26 protein-coding genes and 3 tRNA genes are annotated in these 25,399 nt (G+C 62.2%); 10 read left to right on the top strand and 19 right to left on the bottom strand.

Annotated features, from left to right (window positions below; all coding sequences use genetic code 11):
• Position 1: 1 nt before the first annotated feature.
• The 10 genes from gspF to gspD are packed head-to-tail and all read left to right on the top strand — an operon-like array spanning position 2 to position 8,226.
• Entirely contained in the window at positions 2 to 1,204 is a 1,203-nt protein-coding gene (gene gspF / locus ACYP2A_RS25615) for a type II secretion system inner membrane protein GspF (protein WP_459748718.1), read from the top strand.
• Positions 1,205 to 1,217: 13 nt separating this feature from the next.
• A complete protein-coding gene (gspG, locus tag ACYP2A_RS25610; protein WP_459748717.1) occupies positions 1,218 to 1,637 on the top strand; it encodes a type II secretion system major pseudopilin GspG in 420 nt (139 codons plus the stop codon).
• A gap of 1 nt (position 1,638) precedes the next feature.
• Positions 1,639 to 2,076, top strand: a complete 438-nt coding sequence (locus tag ACYP2A_RS25605; protein WP_459748716.1) for a GspH/FimT family pseudopilin — start codon at positions 1,639 to 1,641, stop codon at positions 2,074 to 2,076.
• Positions 2,073 to 2,447 carry a type II secretion system protein gene (locus ACYP2A_RS25600; protein ID WP_459748715.1) on the top strand — a complete coding sequence of 125 codons (375 nt, stop codon included), beginning with the start codon at positions 2,073 to 2,075 and terminating at the stop codon, positions 2,445 to 2,447. Before ACYP2A_RS25605 ends, ACYP2A_RS25600 begins: the two co-directional genes overlap by 4 nt.
• Entirely contained in the window at positions 2,444 to 3,055 is a 612-nt protein-coding gene (locus tag ACYP2A_RS25595; protein ID WP_459748714.1) for a prepilin-type N-terminal cleavage/methylation domain-containing protein, read from the top strand. The genes ACYP2A_RS25600 and ACYP2A_RS25595 overlap by 4 nt, the downstream gene beginning before the upstream one ends.
• On the top strand, positions 3,052 to 3,789 hold the full coding sequence (locus tag ACYP2A_RS25590) for a type II secretion system minor pseudopilin GspK (protein WP_459748713.1): 738 nt from the start codon (positions 3,052 to 3,054) through the stop codon (positions 3,787 to 3,789). The genes ACYP2A_RS25595 and ACYP2A_RS25590 overlap by 4 nt, the downstream gene beginning before the upstream one ends.
• Positions 3,786 to 4,817 carry a PilN domain-containing protein gene (locus ACYP2A_RS25585; RefSeq protein ID WP_459748712.1) on the top strand — a complete coding sequence of 344 codons (1,032 nt, stop codon included), beginning with the start codon at positions 3,786 to 3,788 and terminating at the stop codon, positions 4,815 to 4,817. The genes ACYP2A_RS25590 and ACYP2A_RS25585 overlap by 4 nt, the downstream gene beginning before the upstream one ends.
• The gene (gene gspM / locus ACYP2A_RS25580; protein WP_459748711.1) at positions 4,807 to 5,433 is read left to right on the top strand and encodes a type II secretion system protein GspM; all 627 of its coding nucleotides are present in this window, start codon (positions 4,807 to 4,809) and stop codon (positions 5,431 to 5,433) included. The genes ACYP2A_RS25585 and gspM overlap by 11 nt, the downstream gene beginning before the upstream one ends.
• Positions 5,423 to 5,938, top strand: a complete 516-nt coding sequence (locus tag ACYP2A_RS25575; protein WP_459748710.1) for a hypothetical protein — start codon at positions 5,423 to 5,425, stop codon at positions 5,936 to 5,938. Before gspM ends, ACYP2A_RS25575 begins: the two co-directional genes overlap by 11 nt.
• Positions 5,935 to 8,226, top strand: a complete 2,292-nt coding sequence (gspD, locus tag ACYP2A_RS25570; RefSeq protein ID WP_459748709.1) for a type II secretion system secretin GspD — start codon at positions 5,935 to 5,937, stop codon at positions 8,224 to 8,226. Before ACYP2A_RS25575 ends, gspD begins: the two co-directional genes overlap by 4 nt.
• A gap of 132 nt (positions 8,227 to 8,358) precedes the next feature.
• On the opposite strand, the gene ACYP2A_RS25565 is transcribed toward gspD, so the two are convergent.
• From ACYP2A_RS25565 to ACYP2A_RS25475, 19 genes are all read right to left on the bottom strand, one after another.
• Positions 8,359 to 8,435: transfer RNA gene (locus ACYP2A_RS25565), tRNA-Asp, on the bottom strand.
• 122 nt (positions 8,436 to 8,557) lie between these two features.
• A tRNA-Asp gene (locus tag ACYP2A_RS25560) sits at positions 8,558 to 8,634 on the bottom strand.
• Positions 8,635 to 8,703: 69 nt separating this feature from the next.
• Positions 8,704 to 8,779, bottom strand: a tRNA-Val gene (locus tag ACYP2A_RS25555).
• Positions 8,780 to 8,906: 127 nt separating this feature from the next.
• Positions 8,907 to 9,686: an SDR family oxidoreductase gene (locus tag ACYP2A_RS25550; RefSeq protein WP_459748708.1), complete on the bottom strand. Its 780-nt coding sequence runs from the start codon at positions 9,684 to 9,686 to the stop codon at positions 8,907 to 8,909.
• Positions 9,683 to 10,894, bottom strand: a complete 1,212-nt coding sequence (locus tag ACYP2A_RS25545; RefSeq protein ID WP_459748707.1) for an O-succinylhomoserine sulfhydrylase — start codon at positions 10,892 to 10,894, stop codon at positions 9,683 to 9,685. Before ACYP2A_RS25545 ends, ACYP2A_RS25550 begins: the two co-directional genes overlap by 4 nt.
• Before the next feature lie 20 nt (positions 10,895 to 10,914).
• On the bottom strand, positions 10,915 to 12,423 hold the full coding sequence (gene purF / locus ACYP2A_RS25540) for an amidophosphoribosyltransferase (RefSeq protein ID WP_459748706.1): 1,509 nt from the start codon (positions 12,421 to 12,423) through the stop codon (positions 10,915 to 10,917).
• A 12-nt stretch (positions 12,424 to 12,435) separates the two neighbouring features.
• Positions 12,436 to 13,023: a CvpA family protein gene (locus ACYP2A_RS25535; protein ID WP_459748705.1), complete on the bottom strand. Its 588-nt coding sequence runs from the start codon at positions 13,021 to 13,023 to the stop codon at positions 12,436 to 12,438.
• Positions 13,024 to 13,126: 103 nt separating this feature from the next.
• Positions 13,127 to 13,780: an SPOR domain-containing protein gene (locus ACYP2A_RS25530; protein WP_459748704.1), complete on the bottom strand. Its 654-nt coding sequence runs from the start codon at positions 13,778 to 13,780 to the stop codon at positions 13,127 to 13,129.
• 18 nt (positions 13,781 to 13,798) lie between these two features.
• Entirely contained in the window at positions 13,799 to 15,079 is a 1,281-nt protein-coding gene (folC, locus tag ACYP2A_RS25525; protein ID WP_459748703.1) for a bifunctional tetrahydrofolate synthase/dihydrofolate synthase, read from the bottom strand.
• Positions 15,076 to 15,996 carry an acetyl-CoA carboxylase, carboxyltransferase subunit beta gene (gene accD, locus ACYP2A_RS25520; RefSeq protein WP_459748702.1) on the bottom strand — a complete coding sequence of 307 codons (921 nt, stop codon included), beginning with the start codon at positions 15,994 to 15,996 and terminating at the stop codon, positions 15,076 to 15,078. The genes folC and accD overlap by 4 nt, the downstream gene beginning before the upstream one ends.
• A gap of 111 nt (positions 15,997 to 16,107) precedes the next feature.
• The gene (locus tag ACYP2A_RS25515; RefSeq protein ID WP_459748701.1) at positions 16,108 to 16,728 is read right to left on the bottom strand and encodes a phosphoribosylanthranilate isomerase; all 621 of its coding nucleotides are present in this window, start codon (positions 16,726 to 16,728) and stop codon (positions 16,108 to 16,110) included.
• Between the two features lie 59 nt (positions 16,729 to 16,787).
• A complete protein-coding gene (gene truA, locus ACYP2A_RS25510; protein ID WP_459748700.1) occupies positions 16,788 to 17,642 on the bottom strand; it encodes a tRNA pseudouridine(38-40) synthase TruA in 855 nt (284 codons plus the stop codon).
• A 108-nt stretch (positions 17,643 to 17,750) separates the two neighbouring features.
• On the bottom strand, positions 17,751 to 20,444 hold the full coding sequence (locus ACYP2A_RS25505; protein ID WP_459748699.1) for a FimV/HubP family polar landmark protein: 2,694 nt from the start codon (positions 20,442 to 20,444) through the stop codon (positions 17,751 to 17,753).
• Between the two features lie 107 nt (positions 20,445 to 20,551).
• Complete coding sequence (locus ACYP2A_RS25500; RefSeq protein WP_459748698.1) at positions 20,552 to 21,562, bottom strand: aspartate-semialdehyde dehydrogenase; 1,011 nt, start codon at positions 21,560 to 21,562, stop codon at positions 20,552 to 20,554.
• A 65-nt stretch (positions 21,563 to 21,627) separates the two neighbouring features.
• Entirely contained in the window at positions 21,628 to 22,188 is a 561-nt protein-coding gene (locus ACYP2A_RS25495; RefSeq protein WP_459748697.1) for a DUF1285 domain-containing protein, read from the bottom strand.
• 10 nt (positions 22,189 to 22,198) lie between these two features.
• Positions 22,199 to 22,801, bottom strand: a complete 603-nt coding sequence (locus ACYP2A_RS25490) for a DUF4823 domain-containing protein (RefSeq protein WP_459748758.1) — start codon at positions 22,799 to 22,801, stop codon at positions 22,199 to 22,201.
• Positions 22,802 to 22,893: 92 nt separating this feature from the next.
• Positions 22,894 to 23,556, bottom strand: a complete 663-nt coding sequence (locus ACYP2A_RS25485; protein WP_459748696.1) for a TetR/AcrR family transcriptional regulator — start codon at positions 23,554 to 23,556, stop codon at positions 22,894 to 22,896.
• Positions 23,557 to 23,676: 120 nt separating this feature from the next.
• Positions 23,677 to 24,330: a LysE family translocator gene (locus tag ACYP2A_RS25480; RefSeq protein ID WP_459748695.1), complete on the bottom strand. Its 654-nt coding sequence runs from the start codon at positions 24,328 to 24,330 to the stop codon at positions 23,677 to 23,679.
• Between the two features lie 276 nt (positions 24,331 to 24,606).
• Positions 24,607 to 25,392, bottom strand: a complete 786-nt coding sequence (locus ACYP2A_RS25475) for a TatD family hydrolase (RefSeq protein ID WP_459748694.1) — start codon at positions 25,390 to 25,392, stop codon at positions 24,607 to 24,609.
• Between the last annotated feature and the right edge of the window lie 7 nt (positions 25,393 to 25,399).

Raw genomic sequence — 25,399 nt, 5'->3', positions numbered from 1 at the left:
CATGGCGCATTTCAAATACCGTGCGCTGGACGCCGATGGCGTCGCGCAGAACGGCACGCTGGAAGCGCCGGACCATAATGCCGCAGTGGCGATCGTGCAAAAGCGCGGCCTGTTGCTGCTCAGCCTGGAAGCAGGATCGACCAGCGGCCTGGGCGCCGCCCTGCGCCGTCATGCGCTGAACGGTGCCGCGCTGGTCAGCTTTACCCAGCAACTGGCGACACTGATTGGCGCCGGCCAGCCGCTGGAGCGCGCGTTAGGCACATTACTGCGCCAAAGCCACGACCCCAGGCGCCAGGCACTGATCGAGCGCATTCGTGAGCAGGTCAAGGCCGGCAAGCCGTTGAGTCAGGCCCTGGAAGAAGAGCACGGCCAGTTCTCGAGCCTGTACATCAGCATGGTCCGCGCAGGCGAAGCCGGCGGCTCGCTGGAGAACACCCTGCACCAGCTCTGTGAATACCTTGAGCGCAGCCAGAAGCTGCGCGGCGAAGTCATCAATGCCTTGATCTACCCGATCTTTCTGGTGGTTGGAGTACTCGGTTCGCTGGCGTTGCTGCTGGCGTACGTGGTGCCGCAATTCGTGCCGATCTTTCGCGATCTGGGCGTGCCCATTCCGCTGATCACCCAGGCGATTCTCGGCCTCGGTGAGTTTTTGAGTGCTTACGGCCTGCTGCTGTTGGCCGCCCTCGTTGCATTGATCTGGGGCGTTGCCGTCTTGCGCCGCGACCCGCAGCGACGCCAGCAACACGACCGGCGCCTGCTCTCGATGAAAGTCATCGGCCCGCTGCTGCAACGTATCGAAGCGGCGCGCCTGGCGCGAACCCTGGGCACGCTGCTGAGCAACGGCGTTGCGCTGCTGCAGGCCATGAACATCGTACGCCAGGTGTGCGGCAACCACGCGCTGCGCGCCCAGGTCGAGCAAGCCACCGAGCGGGTCAAGGGCGGCGGCACGCTGGCGCACGCGTTCGGCGAACAACCGCTGCTGCCGGAGCTTGCACTGCAAATGATCGAGGTCGGCGAACAGGCCGGCAACCTCGACAGCATGCTGCTCAAGGTCGCCGACGTTTTCGATGTCGAGGCCAAGCGCGGCATCGACCGCATGCTCGCCGCCCTGGTGCCCAGCCTGACCGTGGTCATGGCGGTGATGGTGGCGGTAATCATGCTCGCCATCATGCTGCCGCTGATGAGCCTGACCAGTAACATTTAGAGGAAACATCCCAATGAAAACCCTTAAGTCGGCCCGTCGTCAGGGCGGTTTTACCCTGCTGGAAATGCTCGCGGTCATCGTCTTGCTCGGCATCGTCGCCACCATCGTTGTGCGTCAGGTCGGCGGCAATGTCGACAAGGGCAAGTACGGCGCCGGCAAGGCGCAACTGGCCAGCCTGAGCATGAAGATCGAAAGCTACGGCCTGGATGTCGGCTCGCCGCCTGCCAACCTGCAGCAACTGGTGGCCAAGCCTGCGAACGCCACCGGCTGGGCAGGCCCGTACGCCAAGCAGTCCGACCTCAAAGACCCGTTTGGCCACGCCTTCGGTTATCGCTACCCCGGCGAGCATGGCAGCTTTGACCTGATCTTCTTCGGCCAGGACGGTCAGGCCGGTGGCGACGGCTACAAAGCCGACATCGGTAACTGGGAATAACATGCGCGCCCTGCCCCGCGCCCGCGGCTTCACCCTGTTCGAACTGCTGGTGGTGATCGTGTTGATCGGCATCAGCGTCGGCCTGGTGGGCTATGGCGTGGGCAAAGGCCTGCACAGTGCCAGCGAGCGGCGCGCCCTGGGCGAAGTGGTCCAGGCCCTGCGCGCAGCACGGGTGCAGGCCATCGTCACCGGGCAACCGGCGCGCACGCAGTTTGATTTGAACAGCGGCCGCTTTCAGGGACCGTTGCAAAAAGCCCGGCAGTTGCCCCGCGACATGCACGTACAACTGCAAACCGCTGATGGCCTGGGTTCGGCGTTCGAGTTCTATCCGGACGGTGGCGCCAGCGGCGGCCATCTGTTGCTGACGCGTAACGACAAACGCTGGCGGGTCGACATCAATTGGCTCACCGGCAACGTTCAGTTGCGCACGCTCAATTGAAGCGTAAGCGCGGTTTCACCTTGCTGGAAATGCTCGCCGCCCTGGCGGTATTGGCGGTGTGCAGCAGTGTGCTGGTGGTGGCGTTCGGGCACAGCGCGCGGGCGCTGCAACAGGCTCAACGCAGTGACCGGCTGAGCCTGGCGGCACGCTCGCTGATGGATGAGGCCAGCGCCGAGCGCTTGCGGCCAGGGCTGACCGAAGGCCGGTGGTCGGGTCTGGACTGGCGACTGAACATCAGCGCGTTACCGGCGGGCAATGCTTCGGTCAATGCATGGCGGCTGGATCTGCAGGTCAGCGACGGCTCGCGCACAGCGCATTACAGCGGCCTGCAACTGCGCAGTGCCGGTTCAGGTGCCGGGGCTGAGCAATGAAACTTCAGTCGCGCGGGTTCACTTTGCTGGAAGTGTTGGTGGTGCTGAGCCTGCTGGGCGTGCTGCTGATGTTGATCGCCGGCGCCATTACCGGCGCCAACCGCGCGATGGCCAAGGCCGAGCGCTACAGCACACGACTGGACGAGGTGCGCTCGACACAGAACTTTTTACGCAACGCCCTCGGCCAGAGCTTGCCCCTGGCGGCCGGCACACCCGGCGACAAACAGCCGCCGGTGTTTGTCGGTGAGCCACAAAGCCTGAGTTTTTACGCGCCATTGATGGCCAGCCTGGGCGGCGGTTTGTACCGCTACAGCGTGACGCTGGCGGCGGGTGAGCGCTTGCAGGTCAGCCTGCAACGCCTGCAAGAGCAAGGCCTGTTGCCTGTCGGCGAACCGCAGGTGCTGCTGTATCAGGTGCGCAGCGTGCGTTTCAGCTATCGCGGGATCTCGCCACAGGGCGCCGCCAGCGACTGGCTGGATCACTGGCCGTGGCCGGGGCGCCTGCCGGAGAGCGTGCGCATCGATGCGCAACTGGCAGGCCCCGTGCCCTGGCCGCGGCAAAGCATCGACCTGCGCCTGGATCTGTCTGGCGAGGCGCAAGCGTTATGAGCAAGCAACGCGGGGTCGCGCTGCTGCTGGTGCTGTGGGTCCTGGCGTTGCTGGGAACGCTGCTGGCCGGGCTGATTGGCTGGGTGCACCTGCAAAATCGCCAGGCGCTGTGGCAGCGCCAGCATACGCAAGCGGTACTCGCCGCCGAAGCCGGTGTCGGCATGGCGGTGCTGGCGCAACTGGACCGCGACCCACAGCGGCGCTGGAAGGCCGACGGCCAGCCGCACGCACTGCGTTTCGATGAGGCCACGTTGCAGGTCAGCCTGAACAGTGAGGCTGGCAAGCTCGATGTCAACGCAGCCCCAGTGGCGTCGTTCGACCGGCTGCTGCAGGCGTGCGGCGCATCGGCCGGGCGAGCCGGGCAACTGGCGCAGACGCTGGAGCGCCGCCGGGGCGGCAACCCGGCACCGCTACGGGTGATCGAGGAGGTGCGCGAGTTACCGGGCATGGATCAGGCGCTTTACCGCTGCGCCAGTGCGCACCTGACGATGTGGAGCGGGTTGCCCGCGCCGGATGCGCGCCTGGCCTCGCCCTGGCTGCGCCGGGCATTGAACCTGGCTCAAACCGGTACGGCTGGAAGCACCGGCACGGCGGACGACGCAGGATCAGTCATCACCGTACACAGCCAGGCAACGTTGCCGGGCGGTTTTACCACGACGCTGAGCGTCACCCTGTTACTGAACCCATTGAAGGAGGGTGTCAGGCCTTACCGGGTCCTGCGCTGGCAAGAATGAAGCATTTATTTTCCAGACGGCTTGGCCCGCTGCAGTCCAGGGTTCACAGCCAGTGGCGCGACAGCCGCGCCCAACAGCTGTGGCACGCATGGCTGCACGAACTGCAAAACATGTTGCCGGCGGCAGCACGAGCGCGCCTGCTGCCCCAGGTGCGCGAACGCCTGATCGACTGGCCACTGCGAGGCGATAGCCCGCCGCACGCCGATGAGCGCCTGATTCTGGTATTGCCGGCCAGCATGGTCCTGGCACAAACGCTGTCGCTGCCGATGGCGGCGTTGCGCGACCTGCACAACGTCATCGGTTTCGAGCTCGACAAGCACACGCCCTACCCCCGCGATCAGATGCACTACGTGGCCCGCGTGATCGGCAAAGAAGGCATGCAGGCACAGGTGCTGCTGGTGGCGATCCTGAGCGAGCGTCTGCAACCGGCCATCGATGAATGCAAGGCGCAGGGATTGGCGCTGCACGGCGTCGACAGCCGCGACGCGCAGGGCGCCCGACTGGGCGTCGACCTGTTGCCCGCCGAACAGAAACCGCCGCGCATCGGCGGTGCGCGTCTGCCCCGCTACCTGGCGCTGGCGTGCTGTGCGCTGGTATTCGCCTGCATGGCGCTGTGGCTGGATGCGCGCACGGCCATGGTCGACGCCATGCAACAGCACGTCGATGAGCAACGCAGCCAGGTGCAGCAGGTTCAGAACCTGCGCCGCGAATTGATCAACACCCAAGGGGCAGCGCGTTACCTCGCGCAACAGAAAGCCGCACAGCCGACGCTGTCCAGCCTGCTGGTCGACCTCACCGGTTGTCTGGGCGCCGACACCTGGGTCGAACAACTGGAGATCGCCGAGGGCGGCGCGGTTTCCATTGCCGGGCAAAGCGCCAGGGCCAGCGCCCTGATCACCCGCATGAAGGACTGCAAGACCCTGCAGGACGCGCAGTTCCAGGGAATCATCCAGCCCGACGCAGACACCGGCAAAGAGCGTTTTTCGCTGCGCGCCCAGTTACGCAAGGAGACCACCGATGCGCCGTGAATTGACTCAACGAGAACGTCGTGGTGCCGCACTGATCGTGCTGGCGCTGGTGCTATGGGCGGCGTGGTGGTTGCTGGTGCAGAGCTGGTTTCTCGATCCCTTGAGCGCTCTGCAAGAACAAGCCGACAGCCTGCGTGCGCAGCAACAGCGCTACGCCGGGGTCCTTGCGCAACGAGACAGTCTCGAACAGCAATTGCAGGCCGCGCGGCGCGACCCTTCGAGCCGCACCAGTCTGTTGCCGGGTGAAGACCCCAGCGCTGTCGCCGCTGATCTGATGCAGCGCAGCCTCGACATGGTCAAGGCCCACGCCAGTCAGGGCCCGGGCTGCCAGGTCACCCAGCGCATGCCGATCACTGAACAGCGCGACAGCGCAGAACCCTATCGTCAGGTGAAAGTCAGCCTGACACTGGAGTGCGCGATGGAGCCTCTGGCCAAACTGCTGCACGACGTCGAATACGGCCAGCCGTTTCTCTATATCGACAACCTGACCCTGCGGCGCGCAACGTCAGCCCCGGCCAGCGGTGGCGCGGGACGGCTGCAGGTCCACCTGTTGCTGCGCGGCTATCTGCAACAGGCGCCCGCGCCTCGACCGGGGAGCCTGAAGCATGAGGCTTGACACACTGACCCTCGCGCTGCTGGCGAGCACGGCGCTGCTGAGCGCTGCGGCCGTCAGTCTGGCGCTGGGCAGCGGACAATCCGTGGACTGGCTACCCGCGGGCCCGCCGCGTGAAGTGGCGCCTGCCGAGGCGCTGCAACCGACCCAGCCGTTGCCGCCTCAGGCCCTGGCGTTGACCTGGCAGCAGTCGATGTTCAGCCCCGACCGCAAGCCCGACCTTGCCACCGGCAAGGCGCAAGCTTCGTCTCTGGACGGCATCAGCCTCAGCGGCGTGATCATCGATGGCCAGGCCCAATGGGTGCTGCTGCGCATGCCGGACAAACGCCACCTGAAGCTTGCCGTCGGCAGCAGCCTCGATAACGGCTGGACGCTCACCGGCGCCACGCCACAGCAAGCCACCTTCACGCATCAGGGCCAGACCCGCGAGTTGCGCCTGCCCCTGCTGCGCCTTCCACCGCCTTCGAAAACTCCCCTCATTACCCTTCCAGACGTACCCACACCATGAACAATCGCTACCTTGAGTTTCCCCGTTTGCGCAGCCCTCTTATCTGCCTGGCCACCGCCGTGGCACTGGCCGGTTGCGCCACCGCACCGGAGCGTTTCGAAAACGACCCGGCATTGATGCAGGAAGCACTCGATGGCACCGGTTCACAACGCCCGCCACAGACCGAGGCAGCCCCGCTGCCCGCGCAGGCTAACGCACCTGCCGCAGCGCCCAGGGGCCAGCAGATCATTCGCGGCAACCAGACCTTCGTGCACGGGCCGGGTGCGCAGCAGCCGGCATCGGGCGCGAAACCGTCGGCAGAAGCCAGCGGCGATATCGTGTTCAATTTCAGTAACCAGCCGATCGAGGCGGTGATCAACAGTGTGATGGGCGACCTGTTGCACGAAAACTACAGCATCAACGAGGGCGTCAAGGGCGATGTCAGCTTCTCGACCTCAAAGCCGGTGAACAAGCAGCAGGCGTTATCGATCCTCGAAACCCTGTTGTCCTGGACCGACAACGCGATGATCAAGCAGGGTGACCGCTATGTGATCCTGCCGGCCAACCAGGCGGTGGCGGGCAAGCTGGTGCCTGAAATGCCGGTGGCGCGGCCGTCGAGCGGGTTGTCGGCGCGGCTGTTTCCGCTGCACTACATCTCGGCCACCGAGATGCAGAAACTGCTCAAACCCTTCGCTCGTGACAACGCCTTTCTGCTGGTCGATCCTGCGCGCAACGTGTTGAGCCTGGCCGGTACGCCGGATGAACTGGCCAACTATCAGGACACCATCGATACCTTCGACGTGGACTGGCTCAAGGGCATGTCGATTGGCGTCTATGGCTTGCAACGCGCCACCGTGGGCGAGTTGATGCCTGAACTGCAGAAGATCTTCGGCCCCGACAGTGGCATGCCACTGGCCGGCATGGTGCGGTTCATGCCCATCGAACGAACCAACTCGGTGGTGGCGATCTCGTCGCAACCGCAGTACCTCAGTGAGGTGGGTGACTGGATTCACACCATTGACGAGGGCGGCGGCAACGAACCGCAGATGTACGTGTACGACGTTCGCAACATGAAGGCCACTGACCTGGCCAAGTACCTGCGGCAGATCTACGGCAACGGCCAGATCAAGGATGACAGCGCCGCCAAGGTCGCCCCCGGCTTGCGCACCCGCTCGCTGTCTTCGCTCAATGGCAGCGGTAACGGTAACGGTAGCGCTGGCGGCATGGGGCTGGGCAGCAGCGGCAGCAATGCCGGCATGCAGACCGACAGGCAGCAGAATGAGGAAGATGGCCTTGGCGAAGAACCTGAAGACGACAGCGGCAGCAACATGGGCAGTGACAGCGCCGAGGGCAGCGACAGCGAGATGGCCAGCCCCGAGTCCGGCGCCAGCAAGCGCCTGGATGACAGCACGCGTATCACCGCGCAAAAAAGCAGCAACCAGTTATTGATCCGCACCCGCCCCGCGCAATGGGCCGAGATCGAGTCGGCGATCAAGCGCCTGGACAATGCGCCGATGCAGGTGCAGATCGAAACCCGGATTCTGGAGGTCAACCTCAACGGAGAACTGGATCTGGGGGTGCAATGGTATCTGGGCCGCCTGGCCGGCAACTCCGCCAGCACCACGGTCGCCAACGCCTCGGGCAGCCAGGGAGCGCTGGGTGGCGGAGGCGCTGGGCTGGGTGCCGCTGATTCGCTGTTCTATTCCTTTGTCAGCAGCAACCTGCAATTCGCCCTGCACGCCCTGGAAACCAGCGGCCGCACACAAGTGCTGTCGGCACCGTCGCTGGTGGTCATGAACAACCAGCAGGCGCAGATTCAGGTGGGCGACAACATTCCTATCAGCCAGACCACGGTCAACACCAATGTCTCCGACACCACGCTGAGCAGTGTCGAATACGTGCAGACCGGGGTGATCCTCGATGTGGTGCCGCGGATCAATCCGGGCGGTCTTGTGTACATGGACATTCAGCAGCAGGTCAGCGATGCGGACAACACCCAGGCAGCGGACAATAACGGCAACCCGCGCATCTCGACCCGCTCGGTCTCCACTCAAGTGGCGGTGCAAAGCGGCCAGACCGTTTTGCTCGGCGGGCTGATCAAGCAGGACAATGCCGACAGCGTTGCAGCGGTGCCCTACCTGGGACGCGTGCCAGGGCTGCGCTGGTTGTTTGGCAATACCAGTAAAAGCAAAAAGCGCACAGAGCTGATCGTGCTGATCACTCCAAGGGTGGTCACCAACAACAGTCAGGCGCGACAGGTGACCGATGATTACCGGCAACAACTGCAACTGATCAAACCGGCGAAGTAAGCGGCGGGAGCGCTGATCCACCAGGGCAGATGGAGTTGCCCTGACAGTGAGGCAAAATTCAGGCAATAAAAAAGCCACCCTGAGGTGGCTTTTTTATTTGCTTCAAGGAGTTCAAGGCCTTGAAGCCATGTATGGCGCAGCGGACGGGACTCGAACCCGCGACCCCCGGCGTGACAGGCCGGTATTCTAACCGACTGAACTACCGCTGCGTATCGCTTGTGTAACTCTTTTAATCGACCTGAAACAAACCTTCGGTAGTTTGTTTCACTGCCTGATTGAACAACCCTTGGGCTTTTCAATCGCAGACCCGGCGAACCCGGTCTGGATAATATGGCGCAGCGGACGGGACTCGAACCCGCGACCCCCGGCGTGACAGGCCGGTATTCTAACCGACTGAACTACCGCTGCGCATTCAGGACTTTCACCCTGGTTTTGACACTTTGAAAGCCCTCGTGAAACAGCCTTCAAACTCAACGATGGTGGGTGATGACGGGATCGAACCGCCGACCCTCTGCTTGTAAGGCAGATGCTCTCCCGGCTGAGCTAATCACCCTTTGCTTCGCTGAGGCCGCGAAATTTACGCACCTGACGAACCTAAGTCAATACCCTCATTGAAGTTTTTTTCAATCAGGGTAAAAGCAGCGCGCTTTTACTTGCAGCTATTCACTTGCAGCTTGCAGCTATTCTACGTAAATCATCTTGCGGCTCATGCCGCCGTCAACCACAAACTCTTGGCCTGTCACGAAACCGGAATTACGCGATAACAGCCAGGCGACCATGGCGGCTACGTCTTCGACTGTCCCCACTCTGCCGACCGGGTGTTGCGCGTGGTCGGCATCCGCCAGTGGTTCGGCACGCCTTACCGAAGGATCACGGGCGTCGATCCAGCCGGGGCATACAGCATTGACGCGAATTTCCGGGCCCAGGCTGATGGCCAGGGCATGGGTCAGGGCCAGCAGGCCGCCCTTGCTCGCCGCATAAGCCTCTGTATCGGGCTCGGACTGGTGAGCGCGGGTCGAGGTCAGGTTGACGATGCCACCGCCGTGAGCACGCAGGTAAGGCGCACAGTGCTTGGCCAGCAGCATGGGGCCGCTGAGATTGACCCCCAGCACCCGGTTCCAGTGCTCCAGACTCAGGCTTTCGAGTGTGCCGTTGTGCGCCTCGGACACCGCCGCGTTGCACACCAGCGCATCCAGCCGCCCGAACTGGCGCAGCACCTGAGCCACACCACCGACCACCTGGCTTTCGCTGGCCACGTCCATGGAAATGAACAAGGCGTTCTCGCCCAGGCTTTCGGCGACTTTGGCCCCGCGAATGCGATCCACATCGGTCAGCACCACCTGCCAGCCTTCGCTGATCAGCCAGGCCGCGATGCCCAGGCCGATGCCGCGAGCGGCACCGGTTACCAGGGCTACGCGGCCGTTGCTGTGGCTGTGCACCGGCAGCGACCAGTCACTCACAGTGCTGCCAGCCCGCGTGCCATGTCCGCTTGCAGGTCAGTCACATCTTCCAGACCGACCGCCAGACGGATCAGGCTGTCGCTGATACCCGCCGACGCACGCTCTTGCGGCGACAAGCGGCCGTGGGAGGTGGTGGCCGGATGGGTGATGGTAGTTTTGCTGTCGCCCAGGTTGGCGGTGATCGACACCAGCCGCGTGGCGTCGATGAAGCGCCAGGCGCCCTCTTTGCCACCCTTGACCTCGAAACTCACTACCGCACCGAAGCCTTTTTGCTGGCGCTGGGCCAGGTCATGCTGCGGATGGCTCTTGAGGCCGGCGTAATGCACCTTCTCGATGCCGTCCTGCTGTTCCAGCCACTCGGCCACCGCCTGAGCATTGGCGCAATGAGCACGCATGCGCAGGCTGAGGGTTTCCAGGCCCTTGAGGAAGATCCAGGCGTTGAACGGGCTCAGGGTCGGGCCTGCGGTGCGCAGAAAGCCCACCACTTCTTTCATCTGTTCGCTGCGACCGGCAACCACACCGCCCATGCAACGGCCCTGGCCGTCGATGAACTTGGTAGCCGAGTGCACGACCACATCGGCGCCCAGTTTCAGCGGCTGTTGCAGCGCCGGAGTGCAGAAGCAGTTGTCGACCACCAGCATCGCGCCCTTGGCGTGAGCGATTTCAGCCAGTGCAGAGATATCGACCAGTTCGGCCAGCGGGTTGGACGGCGATTCGACGAACAACAGCTTGGTGTTGCTCTTGATCGCCGCGTCCCAGCCGGCCAGTTCGGCCAGCGGTACGTAGTCGACTTCAATGCCGAAGCGTTTGAAATACTTCTCGAACAGGCTGATGGTCGAACCGAACACGCTGCGCGACACCAGCACATGGTCGCCGGCGCTGCACAGGCTCATCACCACCGACAGAATGGCGGCCATGCCGGTGGCCGTGGCCACCGCTTGCTCGGCGCCTTCAAGCGCGGCAATGCGCTCTTCGAAGGCGCGCACGGTCGGGTTGGTGTAGCGCGAGTAGACGTTGCCCGGCACTTCGCCCGCGAAACGCGCGGCGGCATCGGCCGCCGTGCGGAACACGTAGCTGGAGGTGAAGAACATCGGATCGCCGTGCTCGCCTTCCGGCGTGCGGTGCTGACCGGCGCGCACGGCCAGTGTGTCGAAGCCTACGCCTTCGAGATCACTGTCCAGGCGCCCTGCATCCCATTGCTCAGACATGCACGTATTCCTTGTACCAATCAGTTGTTGTACAGATCGATGATCGCACTCACCGCCTGGGTCTTGACCTTGGCAGCGTCGTTACGCGCATCTTCGATGCGGTTCAGGTAGTGCTCGTCGATGTCGCCGGTGACGTACTTGCCGTCGAAAACCGAGCAGTCGAAGTTGTCGATCTTGATCTTCTTGCTGCCGCTGACCGCTTCGATCAGGTCGCTGAGATCCTGATAGACCAGCCAGTCGGCGCCGATCAGGTCGGCCACTTCCTGGGTGCTGCGGTTGTGGGCGATCAGTTCGTGAGCACTCGGCATGTCGATGCCGTAGACGTTCGGGTAGCGTACAGCCGGGGCCGCCGAGCAGAAATACACGTTCTTGGCGCCGGCTTCGCGGGCCATCTGAATGATCTGCTTGCAGGTGGTGCCGCGCACGATCGAGTCGTCGACCAGCATCACGTTCTTGCCACGGAACTCAAGCTCGATGGCGTTGAGCTTCTGGCGCACGGATTTTTTCCGTGCCGCCTGGCCCGGCATGATGAAGGTACGGCCGATGTAACGGTTCTTGACGAAGCCTTCGCGGAACTTGACGCCCAGGTGGTTGGCCAGTTCCAGTGCGGCGGTGCGGCTGGTGTCCGGAATCGGGATGACCACATCGATGTCGTGCTCGGGACGCTCGCGACGGATCTTGTCGGCCAGGCGCTCGCCCATGCGCAGACGCGCCTTGTACACCGAAATACCGTCGATGATCGAGTCCGGACGCGCCAGGTAGACGTGTTCGAAAATGCACGGTGCGTATTTTGGATCGGGTGCGCACTGACGGGTATAGAGCTTGCCGTCGTCAGTGATGTACACCGCCTCCCCTGGCGCCAGGTCACGGATCAGGGTGAAGCCCAATACATCCAGGGCCACGCTTTCGGAGGCGATCATGTACTCGACGCCTTCGTCGGTGTGACGCTGGCCGAACACGATCGGGCGGATCGCGTCCGGGTCACGGAAGCCGACGATGCCATAGCCGGTGATCATCGCCACGACGGCGTAGCCACCACGGCAACGTTTGTGCACGTCGGTCACGGCCGCGAAGATGTCTTCTTCGGTCGGCTGCAGCTTGCCGCGCACGGCCAGCTCATGGGCGAACACGTTGAGCAGCACTTCCGAATCGGAATTGGTGTTGACGTGGCGCAGGTCAGACTCGTAGATCTCCTTGGCCAACTGCACGACGTTGGTCAGGTTGCCGTTGTGCGCCAACGTGATGCCGTAAGGCGAGTTGACGTAGAACGGCTGGGCTTCGGCCGAAGTCGAACTGCCCGCTGTTGGATAGCGCACATGACCGATGCCCATGTGCCCGACCAGACGCTGCATATGGCGCTGCTGGAACACATCGCGCACCAATCCGTTGTCTTTGCGCAGGAACAACCGGCCATCATGGCTGGTCACGATACCGGCAGCATCCTGGCCGCGATGCTGGAGGACGGTGAGCGCGTCATACAGCGCCTGATTGACATTCGACTTACCGACGATTCCGACGATGCCACACATGCGACACAACCCCTACTTAGTGGAACTGGATTTACCGAGCACGTCCTGAGCCATTTCCGGCGACAGTACCTGCTCCTTGAACGGTAGATCGGCAGGAATGCCGATACCGCTGGTTGACCACTGACTCGTCATCCCCAGAACGAGGTTTTTCGACCAGTCAGCGACCATGAGAAATTGCGGAAGCAGACGCGATTGCTGCCACCATTGATCCTGTTGCACCGGCCCCAGGCTCAGCAGCCCGACCGCGATGACAACCAGCAGGCCGCCGCGCGCCGCGCCGAAGACCATGCCCAGAAAACGATCGGTCCCGGACAGGCCGGTGACGCGAATCAGTTCGCCGATGAGAAAATTGACCATTGCGCCCACCAGCAGGGTGGCGACGAAAAGAATGATGCAACTGGCAATGACACGCGCTGAAGGCGTCGTAATGTAGTCAGCCAGGTGATGGGCCAGCCCCGCGCCGAACATCCAGGCGACCGCACCTGCAATGATCCAGGTCAGCAGCGACAGGGCCTCCTTGACGAAGCCACGCTTGAGACTGATCAAAGCGGAGATGGCGACAATCGCAAGGATCGCCCAGTCAACCGGAGTAAGTGCCACGTTGCAGCCTGCAGACGGATAAGGCGGCGCATTTTAGCAGAGCGGCCGCCCCTCGGTAAGCGGCGATTATCGGCGTAGAGCTTTTTCTCGAAAACCCAGGCTATCAACCGCGCTCAGGCTGGAAGCGCACGACGATACCCTTGAGCTTTTGCTGCTTGTCGAGCTGGTCGCGCAGACGCTCAGCCTCGGCGCGCTCGATCAGCGGTCCGACGAATACCCGGTTTACACCGTCAGCGGTGCGGATATAAGCGTTGTAACCCTGGGTGCGCAGGGTTTTCTGCAGGTTGTCGGCATTGGCCCGGTTGGACAGACTGGCCAATTGCACCGACCAGCTTACCGACAGGCCGTTGGCATCAACACCACTGGGGGTCGCAGGTTTTGCAGGCGCTACGGCGGCGGTAGCCGGCGCAGGCTTGGGCGCGGGCGCCGCAGGTTTAGGCGCGGGCGCTGCGGGCGCACTGGCAACGGGGGCCGAAGGCTGCACAGGTGCCGTGGGTGCAGGCGTGATGGGCATTGCCGGTGGCGCGTTGCCGGTCGGCGCCTGATCGACCAGTACCTGCTGCTGCTCAGGGACCGGAACCGGCTCTATCTGTACCGGCTGAACGACCGGTTCCTGTGGCGCCGCCGGGGCATCGACCTGCACCGAGCGGGCATCGTCCTGGCGAGTAAACAGCATCGGCAGAAAAATCACCGCCAAAGCGATCAATACCAGCGCACCGACCATCCGCTGCTTGTAAGCCTTATCCAGAAACGCCATGTGCAGCTTCCTCAATCCTCAATCGGTATGCCGGGCCAACCATTCCAGAGCCTCGGCAACACAATAAAAAGACCCGAACAACAGGATCTCGTCATCAGTTGTCGCCAGCGCACACTGCGCTTGCAGTGCCTGCGCGACGTCCTGATAAGACGTCACACTCGCGCCAAGGTTCTGCAGGGCCGACTGCAATTGCTCAACCGGTCGAGTACGCGGTGTCGGCAAGGGCGCTACAGCCCAGTGCCGGACACTGTCCAACAGCTCGCTCACAACGCCTTCGAGGTCTTTGTCCGACAGCAGGCCGAACACCGCCAGACGCCTGGCAGCCAGCGGACGCTGGGCCATGCGCTGCGCCAGAAAATGCGCGGCCTGGGGGTTATGGCCGACGTCGAGCAACAGCGTGAGGGTTTTGCCCTGCCAGCGGAATACCCGCCGGTCCAGTCGACCGACGATGCGGGTACCGCTCAGCGCCTGGCTCAGTTGATCGGCCTGCCAGGGCAAGTCAAGCTGAGCATAGGCTTGCAATGCCAGGGCTGCGTTTTCCATCGGCAGGTCGAGCAACGGCAAATCGCGCAGTTCAAGCGCCTGCCCTGCGCGGTTGCTTCCTTGCCAATGCCAGGCGTGCGCTTCGATACTCAGGTCGAAATCGCGACCGCGCAGCGACAACGGGCAATCCAGCTCGGCAGCACGGGCCAGCAAAGGCGCTGGCGGATCGAGATCGCCACACAGCGCGGGAATACCGGCACGAAAGATTCCGGCCTTTTCAAAGGCCACCGACTCGCGGGTATCACCCAGCCAGTCAGCATGGTCCAGACCGATACTGGTGACCAGCGCCAGATCGGCATCGATCAGATTGACCGCATCCAGACGTCCACCCAGACCCACCTCAAGCACCACGGCATCCAGTTGCGCCTGCTCGAACAGCCAGAACGCCGCCAGGGTACCCATCTCGAAATAGGTCAGGGTGATATCGCCGCGCGCCGCCTCGACGGCGCTGAAGGCTTCGCACAACCGAGCATCGCTGGCCTGCTCGCCCTGCACCTGGACACGCTCGTTGTAGCGCAGCAGGTGCGGCGAACTATAGACGCCAACCTTGAGCCCCTGAGCCTGCAACAAGGCCGCCAGGAAGGCGCAGGTCGAGCCCTTGCCGTTGGTGCCGGTCACGGTGATCACCCGTGGCGCCGGCCGGGTCAGGCCCAACTGACTGGCGACTTGCCGCGAGCGGTCCAGGCCCATGTCGATGGCCGACGGGTGCAGTTGCTCCAGGTAGGCGAGCCAGTCGCTCAGCGTGCGCGAGGTCATACGGTGGCCAGGTCCGGCTCTGCAACCACGGCTTCAAACACCGGCTTTGGCGTCTTTGGCGACGGCAAGCCAAGCAGTTGCGCCAGCAGCGTGGCCAGACGCACGCGCAGTTCCTGACGCGGAATGATCATGTCGATGGCACCGTGCTCGATCAGGAACTCGCTGCGCTGGAAGCCTTCTGGCAGCTTCTCGCGAACGGTCTGCTCGATCACGCGAGGGCCGGCGAAACCGACCAGCGCCTTGGGTTCGGCGATGATCACATCACCCAGCATCGCCAGACTGGCAGAAACGCCACCGTAGACAGGGTCGGTCAGCACGGAAATGAACGGAATGCCCTCTTCGCGCAGACGCGCCAGTGCAGCCGAGGTCTTGGCCATCTGCATCAGCGAGATCAGCGCCTCTTGCATGCGCGCGCCGCCGGAGGCCGAGAAGCAGATCATCGGGCAGCGATGCTCGAGTGCATAGTTGGCTGCACGCACGAAACGTTCGCCGACGATGGCGCCCATCGAGCCGCCCATGAACGAGAACTCGAACGCCGAGACCACCACAGGGATGTCCAGCAGGGTGCCGCTCATGGAGATCAGCGCGTCTTTTTCGCCGGTCTGCTTCTGGGCGGCGGTCAGACGGTCCTTGTACTTCTTGCCGTCACGAAATTTCAGGCGGTCCACAGGTTCCAGGTCGACGCCCAGCTCATTGCGGCCTTCGGCATCCAGGAAAATATTGATGCGCTGGCGTGCGCCGATGCGCATGTGGTGATCGCACTTGGGGCAGACGTCCAGGGTCTTTTCCAGTTCGGGGCGATACAGCACCGCTTCGCAGGATGGACACTTGTGCCACAGACCCTCGGGAACCGAGCTCTTCTTGACCTCGGAACGCATGATCGAAGGGATCAGTTTGTCTACCAACCAATTGCTCATGCTTTGCTTCTCCAGTACCGGTTAGGTTCCCGCACCGGACGCCAGTGCGTCGGGTGCATACCCTTGACTAAATTCGTAATAATGGACGGCGGCCCGCTGGCAACCGTCACATCAGGCTCCGTGCACTGCTTTCATGAATGCACGAATCTTGCCGTGATCTTTTATGCCCTTGTGCAGCTCGACCCCGCCACTGACATCCACGGCATAAGGCTGCACCTGGGCAATGGCCTGTGCCACGTTGTCCGGGTTCAGCCCGCCCGCCAGGATCACCGGCTTTGGCAGATTCCCGGGGATCAGGCTCCAGTCGAAGGTTTCGCCGGTGCCGCCCGGCACACCGGGCACATAGGCATCGAGCAACAGACCACTGGCCCTGGCATACACCCCGCAGGCCGCCGCTATGTCGTCGCCCGGCTTGACCCGCAGCGCCTTGATGAATGGCCGGTGGTAACCCTCGCAATCCTCGGGGGCTTCATCGCCATGGAACTGCAACAGGTCCAGTGCCACGGCCTCCAGCGTCTCGTTGAGTTCGCAGCGGCTGGCGTTGACGAACAATCCGACCGTGGTGACGAACGGTGGCAAGGCGGCAATGATCGCCCGCGCCTGCAACACACTGACCGCACGCGGACTGGGTGGATAGAACACAAAGCCAATGGCATCTGCCCCCGCCTCGACGGCGGCCAGCGCATCTTCTATGCGGGTAATCCCGCAGATCTTGCTTCGAACGGCTGACATGTTGCGAAACCTCAGTCCTTTCGGAAAGCCCCGGATGTTAACAAATGCTGTTGCAGGCGTCAGCCGGCAAGGTCTGCAAAGCCTGTAAGAAAGTGCGGACCGATGTAACGTTCCGGCAACTCGAACTCATCGCGGTACTCGACCTGCACCAGATACAGCCCGAACGGGTGCGCAGTCACGCCACCATTGCGCCGCACCCGGCTTTGCAAGACTTCTTCGGCCCATTGCGGCGCACGCTCACCGGTGCCGATGGTCATCAGCACGCCGGCAATGTTGCGCACCATGTGATGCAGGAAGGCATTGGCACGCACATCAATGACAATCATCTTGCCGTGCCGGGTCACACGCAGGTGATGCATTTGCTTGATGGGGGATTTGGCCTGGCACTGGCCGGCGCGAAACGCACTGAAATCGTGAGTACCTACCAGGTATTGCGCGGCCTCTTGCATGCGCTCGACATCCAGCGGCCGGTAGTTCCAGGTGACTTCCTGGCCCATGTGCGCCGGACGAATCTGATCGTTGTAGATCACATAGCGGTAACGCCGGGCGATAGCCTTGAAGCGCGCATGAAAATGCGCCGGCATGGCCCGCGCCCAGGTCACGCTGACATCGTGTGGCAGGCTGGCATTAGTGCCCATGACCCAGGCTTTTTCGGAGCGTTCCACCGTGGTGTCGAAATGCACCACCTGGCCGCAGGCATGCACACCCGAATCGGTGCGCCCGGCGCACTGCAACGAGACAGGCGTCGCCGCCACTTTGCCCAAGGCATTTTCAAGGACTTCCTGCACGGTCATCGCACTGCTGAGCTGACGCTGCCAGCCGTTATAGCGCGAGCCTTTGTATTCGACGCCCAGCGCAATGCGGTAAACGCCCTCGGCGGCCGTTTCGGCAGCCGGGTTATCTATGTTCGCCAAGGAAATACAGCCTGCGGGGTTACGAAGAGGGCGGCCATTATACGGCGGTGGAAAAAAGACGCCAGCAAGGGCGGGTCAGCCATTGCGGCCAACCCGCCAGAACATCACTCAGGCGATGCTCGCCAGCAGCTCACGGGCTTCGCTCTTCTGCCCTTCGTCGCCTTCGTCGACCACTTCACCAAGGATGTCGCGCGCACCTTCTGCGTCACCCATGTCGATGTAGGCGCGCGCCAGATCGAGCTTGGTGGCAGCCTCGTCAGTGCCCGAAAGGAAGTCGAACTCAGGCTCGTCGTCGAATGCCGACATATCGTTGCTGGTGAAAGCCTGCTCTTCGAGCGGCGGGCTTTCCAGGCTTTGCGACAGGCGATCGAGTTCGGCATTGACGTCGTCGATCTCGGACGCGAACGCCTCGCTGGCATGCTCGGTTTCGATCTCGTCGGCCAGCGACAGGTCGAAATCTTCAGGCAGTTCCAGATCGACACTGGCCTTTTCAGGCTCGCTCTCGCCCAGGTCCAGCGGGTCTTCACCCAGGCCGACCAGGAAGTCGTCCTCGGTACTGAGCACCGGATCTTCATCGGCAAGGTCCAGATCGAAGTCGGACAAATCGTCAGGCTCAGGACTCGTTGCAGACAGCGGCTCGGCAATCACCGGCTCATCAACACTGCTCAGCGAATCATCCAGCAGCAGACCGTCCAGATCATCGACAGTGACCACCTCATCGGCAGGCGCGGCCTCAAGCGCATCCAGACTCAGATCGAAATCGTTGTCCAGCGAATCGACTTCAGGCTCAGGCTCGACAGCCGGTGCCTGCTCAGGCTCGTCGTCGGCCAGCAACTCTTCCAGGTACTTGGCATCCAGCTCGGTCGACAGCGCAGCCGTGGTGGCGGCAACCGCCGCTGCTGCAGCGACGGCGGCGACCGGGGCGGCGGTGTCGGCCGCTTTAGGCTCAGGCGCTGGCGGCACGATGACAGGGGCTATTACCGGCGCCGGACCGGCCTCAGCTTGAAGCTTTCCCGCCGCCACCAACTTTCGTTCATGAGCCGCGAACGCCTTGTGGTTGCCTTGCTCGGCGTAAATCTCCATCAGCTTCAGGCGCAGATCGTCACGCTGCGGCTCTTCCTTGACCGACTCTTCAAGCAGCTCGACGGCCTGATTCATACGGCCATAGGCAATGTGGATCTCGGCCTGCACCAACGGATCGGTCGGACGCTCGCGAGAGGCATTGGCGGCGGCGGCGGCAACGGCCGCCGGCGCCATCTTGTAGCTGGGCGACACTTCCAGACCGTCGAAGCCGTCGGCCGGCGCATTCAGGTCCATGTCGGCAGCAAACTGAGAATCTTCGGCCAGCACCCGCGCCATGCGCTTGTGCTTCTCTTCTTCGGCCTTGGCATTGCGACGACGCGCCAGGAACAACAGCAGCAAAGCCAGAATGAGCAAGGCAGCGCCACCGATCAGCCCCAGCATGACCGGGTTGTCGAGTACCGCCTTGAGCGGGTCGGACGCAGGCTCTTCGGCCGTCACAGGTTCGACGGCCAGCGGCTGGTCAGCAGGTGGCGTGGCAACCTGAGCCGCAGCCAGAGCGTCTTCCGGGGCAATTTCGCCGGCCGGCTTGATCGGCGTGCCGGCGGCATCGACTGCCGTGGCTGGCAACGCTGGACTGGCTGGCGCAGGCTCGGCAGTGCCCGCCTGCATTTTGGCCAGTTGATCGTTCTTGAGGGTCATCAAGCGTTGCAGCTTGTCGAGCTGGCTCTGCAGGTCGCTCATGCGGCTTTGCAGCTCGGCGTTATCGCGGCGCGTGGTGTCCAGTGCTTCCTGAGTGACGGCCAGCTTGTTGGCCAGATCGCCGTCAGCGGCAGCGCCTTTCTGTGCAGACGCGGCACTGGCTGCGACCAGGCTGAGATTATCCCTGGCTTCGACCTGAGCAGGCGCTGCGCCTGCGCTGGCGCGACGGGTGGCATCGACCTGACGTGTACCGGCCGGCGTGCGACGACCTTCGCGCCAGGCACGATATTGCTGGGCCACTTCGGCCACGGCCTGGCTTTGCGACAATGAGGTAGTTTGTTGAGCCGTCGGCAGGCGCAGTACCTGGCCTTTTTTCAAGCGGTTGATATTGCCGTCGATAAAAGCGTCCGGGTTCAGCGCCTGGATGGCCAGCATGGTCTGCTGGATGGTGCCGCCATTGCGCACCTTCGCAGCGATTTCCCACAAGGTATCGTTGTTGGAGGTGACATACTGGGCAGACTTGTCAGCGGCCGGCGCCGGCAACGGCGCGTCGACAGGCTTGGCGGTCGCAGGCGCTGCAGGCGCAGGCGCGGTCACTGCAGGGGTCACCGCCGGCAATTGGGCAGGCGCAGCAACAGGCGCCGGTGCCGGCGTTGGTGCAGGCGCTGCATTTTCGGCAAACTTGGGCGGGTCAAGCAGCAGGCTGTATTCACGTTGCGCGCGACCATTGGGCCACAGCACCTGCACCAGGAACTTCACATACGGGTCACGCACCGGCTTGCTGGAGGTGATGCGCAGGACACTTTTACCGCCGGGATTAATCACCGGAGTGAACGTCAGGTCGCTGAGAAAGGCCTGCCGGGTAACCCCTGCCTGTGCGAAATCGGCGGTGGTGCCAAGACTGGGCACCAGTTGCGAGGCGTTGATGCCCCTGGCATCGGTCAGCTCGATTTCAGCCAGCAGCGGCTGGTTCAGGGTCGACTTGACCGACAACTCACCGAGCCCCAAAGCGTGCGCCATCCCCGATGACAGCGCCGAAGCCGCAGCTATTGCTACTACCAGTTTACGAACCTGAACCATAGCCCATCCCTTGTCAAATATTCCCCGAAGCTGAAGAACTTAGTTCCGCAATGGGTCTAAAGCATGCTGTTGCTAGAGTATTTCTGCAAATTGTTGCCAAGTATCTTTTACACATGGTCTTTTATCAACAATTCACCCAACTGCACAGCATTCAACGCCGCACCTTTTCGCGCATTATCGGACACAAGCCACAGACTGAGCTGACGCGGATCGTCGATCGAGCCACGCACCCGGCCGACATACACCACATCCTGACCGACCGCATCGCCCACCGGCGTAGGATAATCCCCCGCCTCGACCCGCTCGATTCCAGGTGCCGTGTCGAGCCGCTGGTTGATAGCCTGCACATCGACATCCTGAGCACTTTGCAGCGAGACACTGAAACTGTCGCCAAAAAACACCGGCACCTGAATGCACGTCACCGCGACCTTGAGTAAAGGCAGATCCAGCAATTGGCGCAACTCCAGCACCAGACGTTTTTCCAGCGTTACATGCCCGTTATCATCGGGGCTACCCACCTGGGCCAGCACATTGAAAGCCACCTGCCGATCAAAGAAGCGGGGCTCCAGCGGACGGACATTGAGCAGTTCGGCGGTCTGGCGCGCCAGTTCGCTGACCCCTTCGCGCCCCAATGTCGAGACGGCAAGACACGCCGTTACATCGACACGCTGGATGTCCAGCAGGTCACGCAAAGGTGCCAGCGCCAACGCCAGAGCGGTCGCCGACGGACTCGGGCTGGACACCAATCGGGCAGCAGACGACGCGGCCAGGCGTGCCGCGTTGATTTCCGGCACCACATGGGGTGCCTGCTCGCCAGGGAAAGCACCCGACAGATCGATGACCGAGCAACCGGCTTGCAGCGCGCGCGGCACGAAGCTCAAGCTGACGGCGGGACCTGCGGCAAAGAATGCCAGGCGCACGCGGGAAAAATCGAAGGCATCGACTTCACGCACCCGCACGTTCTTGCCGCGAAAAGCCAGCGAACTGCCGGCAGACTCGGCACTGGCCAGCAGGTGCAGGTCACCCACCGGAAAGTCGCGCTCTTCAAGAATCTGGACGATGGTTTCGCCGACAGTACCGGTGGCGCCGATCACGGCAATGGCAATGGACTGGCTCATGCAAAAACCTCAGGAAAAACAGGGAGCGGCACTTTACGCGTGCAATCCTTGTCAGGCAAACGAGCTCAAGGCTCAAGGCCTATACGGAAGAACGCGCCCTTGCTCCAGACACCCAGCCAGCGCTGCCCGTCGAGTTCACGCGGCACCGCCAGTTCGACCAGTTGGTAGAACACATTGCGATGAATCAAGGCCTCAAGATTGTCGCGCACATGCACATAAGGTGCAGGCTCTTGCGTCAGCGGGTCGATGTGCACACGCAAAGGATGATCGGGGCCGACCTCGACCTGCTCTTCGACATGGGTCTCAAGGCGCAGGACTTGTGTGTCGCCCTCGCCCGACACTTGCAAGGTCACGGCCACGAACGGCGCGTCGTCAACCTTGATGCCGACCTTTTCTACCGGCGTGACCAGAAAATAATCGTCGCCGTCGCGGCGAATGATGCGCGAGAACAGCCGCACCATCGGCTTGCGGCCGATGGGCGACCCCAGGTAGTACCAGGTGCCGTCGCGGGCAATGCGCATGTCGATATCACCGCAAAATGCCGGATTCCACTGGTGCACCGGGGCCGGTGCGCCGCTTTTTGGAATCTGCGCCAGCAGATCGTCAACCTTGCCTGACTCGCTCATCGCTCAAATCCTAACGGGAAAGCCCCAACAGACTACGAGCGTAGTCCTCAAGAGGCGGGCCGAGCAAATCTTCAGGGCGATTATCGTAAAGCGTCAGCAATCCGCCGCGGCTGCGAATGCGCGCACTGTCGATCAGGTAGCGAGTACTGGTTTCGATCAACATCAACTGAATGACGCCACTGTCGATGCCCAGCCGGTCCACCGCCTCTTCGTCAGCCCATTGATCATAGGTGCCGATCCGGTCGTCAGCCCTGGCAAAGCGGGTGTACAGCAGGTAGTGCGCGCCCGCACTGCGCGCCTCGGTCAAGGCATCGTCCAGCCCCAGCGGGCCACGGGCCCTACGCACCATGGGGAAGAATTCGGCAAAGTTATTGAACGCCTCTTCGGCCACCACGTTAGGGCGTGGGTAGGCTTTGCCGGGTGGCACAAAGGCGCCCTGGGCGATATAGATGAACGAATCTGGCTGCAGGCGAAAGTTGCCGGTGCGCCGGGTTTGGCTGTGATCGAGCAGGCCGGCGTCGCTGAACTGCTCACGTACGCCCTCCCCCATATCACTGACTTTCATGCAACCGCCCAGCGCCACAAGCGCCAGCAGCAAGACCAGGCTACGCATCATGTTCCTCCCAGAGGCCGGTGACGAAAAACCGGCGAATGGTCGCCAGATGCAGCTTCCGCGCCATTTCCGCTCGCATGAAGAGCCGTTGTTTATTTGTCGGCCGAATCCAGGGCAGGCTCCGGCGGATGATCCGTATCACGCTTGCGCTTGTTGCCCATGCGCACACCGATGTCCATCAGAAACTGGAAAAAGCCTTCCTGATCTTCGAGCACGTTGCTCCAGAACGGCGAGTGATACAGCGCCACCGCGCCATGCACCAGCGCCCAGGCGGCACAATAGTGAAAATACGGCGGCACATCTTCCAGCTTGCCTTCGTTGATACGCCCCTTGATCAGCAGGGTCAGGTGCTCGAAGTTGGAAGCGCGGATACGGTGCAGCTCTTCGACCATCTCGGGCACCTGATTGCCTTTGACGACCTTCTCTTCAAGGCGGTCGAACAGTCGGTAGCGCTGCGGATCACGCATACGAAACTCGAAATAGGCACGCGACAGCGCTTCCTTGTCCTTGTCGACATCGGCCGAGTGCAGCAGCTCGTTCAGGTCGCGCTCGTAATCGAGCATCAGGCGCAGATAAATCTCGGCCTTGGACTTGAAGTGCTTGTAGATGGTCCCTTTACCGATCCCTACAGCATCGGCAATCATTTCAACGGTGACGCTGTCTTCGCCCTGTTCCAGAAACAACTTCAGCGCAGTATCAAGAATTTCCTGCTCACGGCGGCGAAATTCACGGACCTTTCGAGGTTCTTTTTGCATATTGAGTAGATCTGCAGGGCTCAAATCGAAGCCGCGTATTATGCCTGTCTGGCGCGAAATTGCACGGACAAGCTATCCCTGTACCGGCCCGATAACAAGCAAGCCCGGACACCCGGCCGATCAGTGCTCAAAAGCCGGCGATACGCCGCCGATGAACTCCATATAGCCGGTGACCACCACATAAACGGCAAAATAGGCAAAGATCAGCGCCGAGGCGATATACGACCACTTGAGCATACGCTCGCCGAGCAAACGGCCACCCTGATGAGCCAGCGCGCACAACGCGAATGACCAGCACAGCCCGGCGACGAAAAAACCGCTCAAAAAAGCCGACGCACTGCCCAGGTCTGCGCCTTGCCGGGCAATGATCGCCCCACCGACAGCGGCAAACCACAAAATGGCGGTCGGCGACGACATAGCCAGAAAGATACCGCGAAAGAACAAGGTGCTATTGCTGTCGTTGGCCGGGCGCTCCTGGGTTTGCAAGACCGCTGTGGCCGACATGGCGCTCATGATCATTTTGAAGCAGAACCAGCTCAGCACCGCCGTGCCGCCCAGCCACAGCACATAGCGCACCGTCTCATACTGCAGCAATACGGCCATGCCGGTCATCGCCAGTACGGCATAGGCCAGATCGCCGAAACAGGTGCCGATGCCCAGCCACAAGCCTTTGGAAAAGCCACGCTGCATCGCCAGGGTCATCATGGCGATATTGGCCAGGCCAATATCCAGGCATAACGACAGGCTGAGCAGAAAGCCGTTGGAAAACTCCATTTTTCATCGCCTCACAAGACAGGAAAGAGCCGATGAGCGGCGCACAGACCATTCATCACGCTCTGAATTCGCGGTTTAGTATTCCAAAACTGTTTAAAAAATGATCAAAATCGACTGGACGCTACTGCATCCTCATCAATACTTAAAACGTTGGCGTGCATTCCCCCAAGTGTCGCGCCAGTAAAGGCACTCATGGATGACCTGCCTTTGTTTTACTCCTAATGGTCTTGGACCCGGATTCACCCCCCAGAACCCGGGTTTCTTTTTGCGCGCGATTTAACCCCGCAAGTGGGCAAGCGGGAACAGACGGGCGAAGTTGGCCGTGGTCTGCTCGGCAAAGCGCTCATAGGACTCGCCACGCAGCATGGCCAGAAATTCGGCCACTTCGCGCACGTATTGCGGCAGGTTGGGCTTGCCGCGATACGGAATCGGCGCCAGGTAGGGCGAGTCGGTCTCGACCAGCAGCCGATCGGCCGGCACCTGACGTGCAACGTCGCGCAGGGCATCGGCATTGCGGAAGGTCACGATCCCGGACAATGAAATATAAAAGCCCAGATCCAGTGCAGCCCTGGCCATGTCCCAGTCTTCGGTAAAGCAATGCAGCACGCCGGCCTGCGGCAGAGCTGCCTCGCGCAGCAGATCAAGGGTGTCGCTGCGCGCTGCCCGGGTGTGCACGATCACCGGCTTGCCGGTGACCTGGGCTGCCTGCAAGTGCAGACGAAACGAAGCCTGCTGCAACTCGGCAGCCTCGGGTTCGTAGTGATAGTCCAGGCCGGTTTCACCGATGGCCACCACGCGCGGGTGGTCCAGTTCGGTCAGCAGCCATTCAAGGGCAGGCGCCTCGCCCGGGGTCAGGTCCAGCGGGTGGATACCGACCGAGCAGTCGATGTCGTCATAGCGCTGCGCAAGGTCTTTGACCACGGCGGCGTTGTCGGCGCTGACGCCAATACACAGGAAATGACCGACACCTCTGGCGCGCGCAGCGTCGAGCGCCGCATCGAGCGACCCCGCGTGCGAGGTCAAATCGAGGCGGTCAAGGTGACAATGGGAATCTACAAGCATGGCAAGC

Source organism: Pseudomonas sp. 3A(2025) (genome assembly GCF_054589175.1).
The sequence above is the reverse complement of the archived record's forward strand: the minus strand, read 5'-3'. Positions and strand labels throughout refer to the sequence as shown.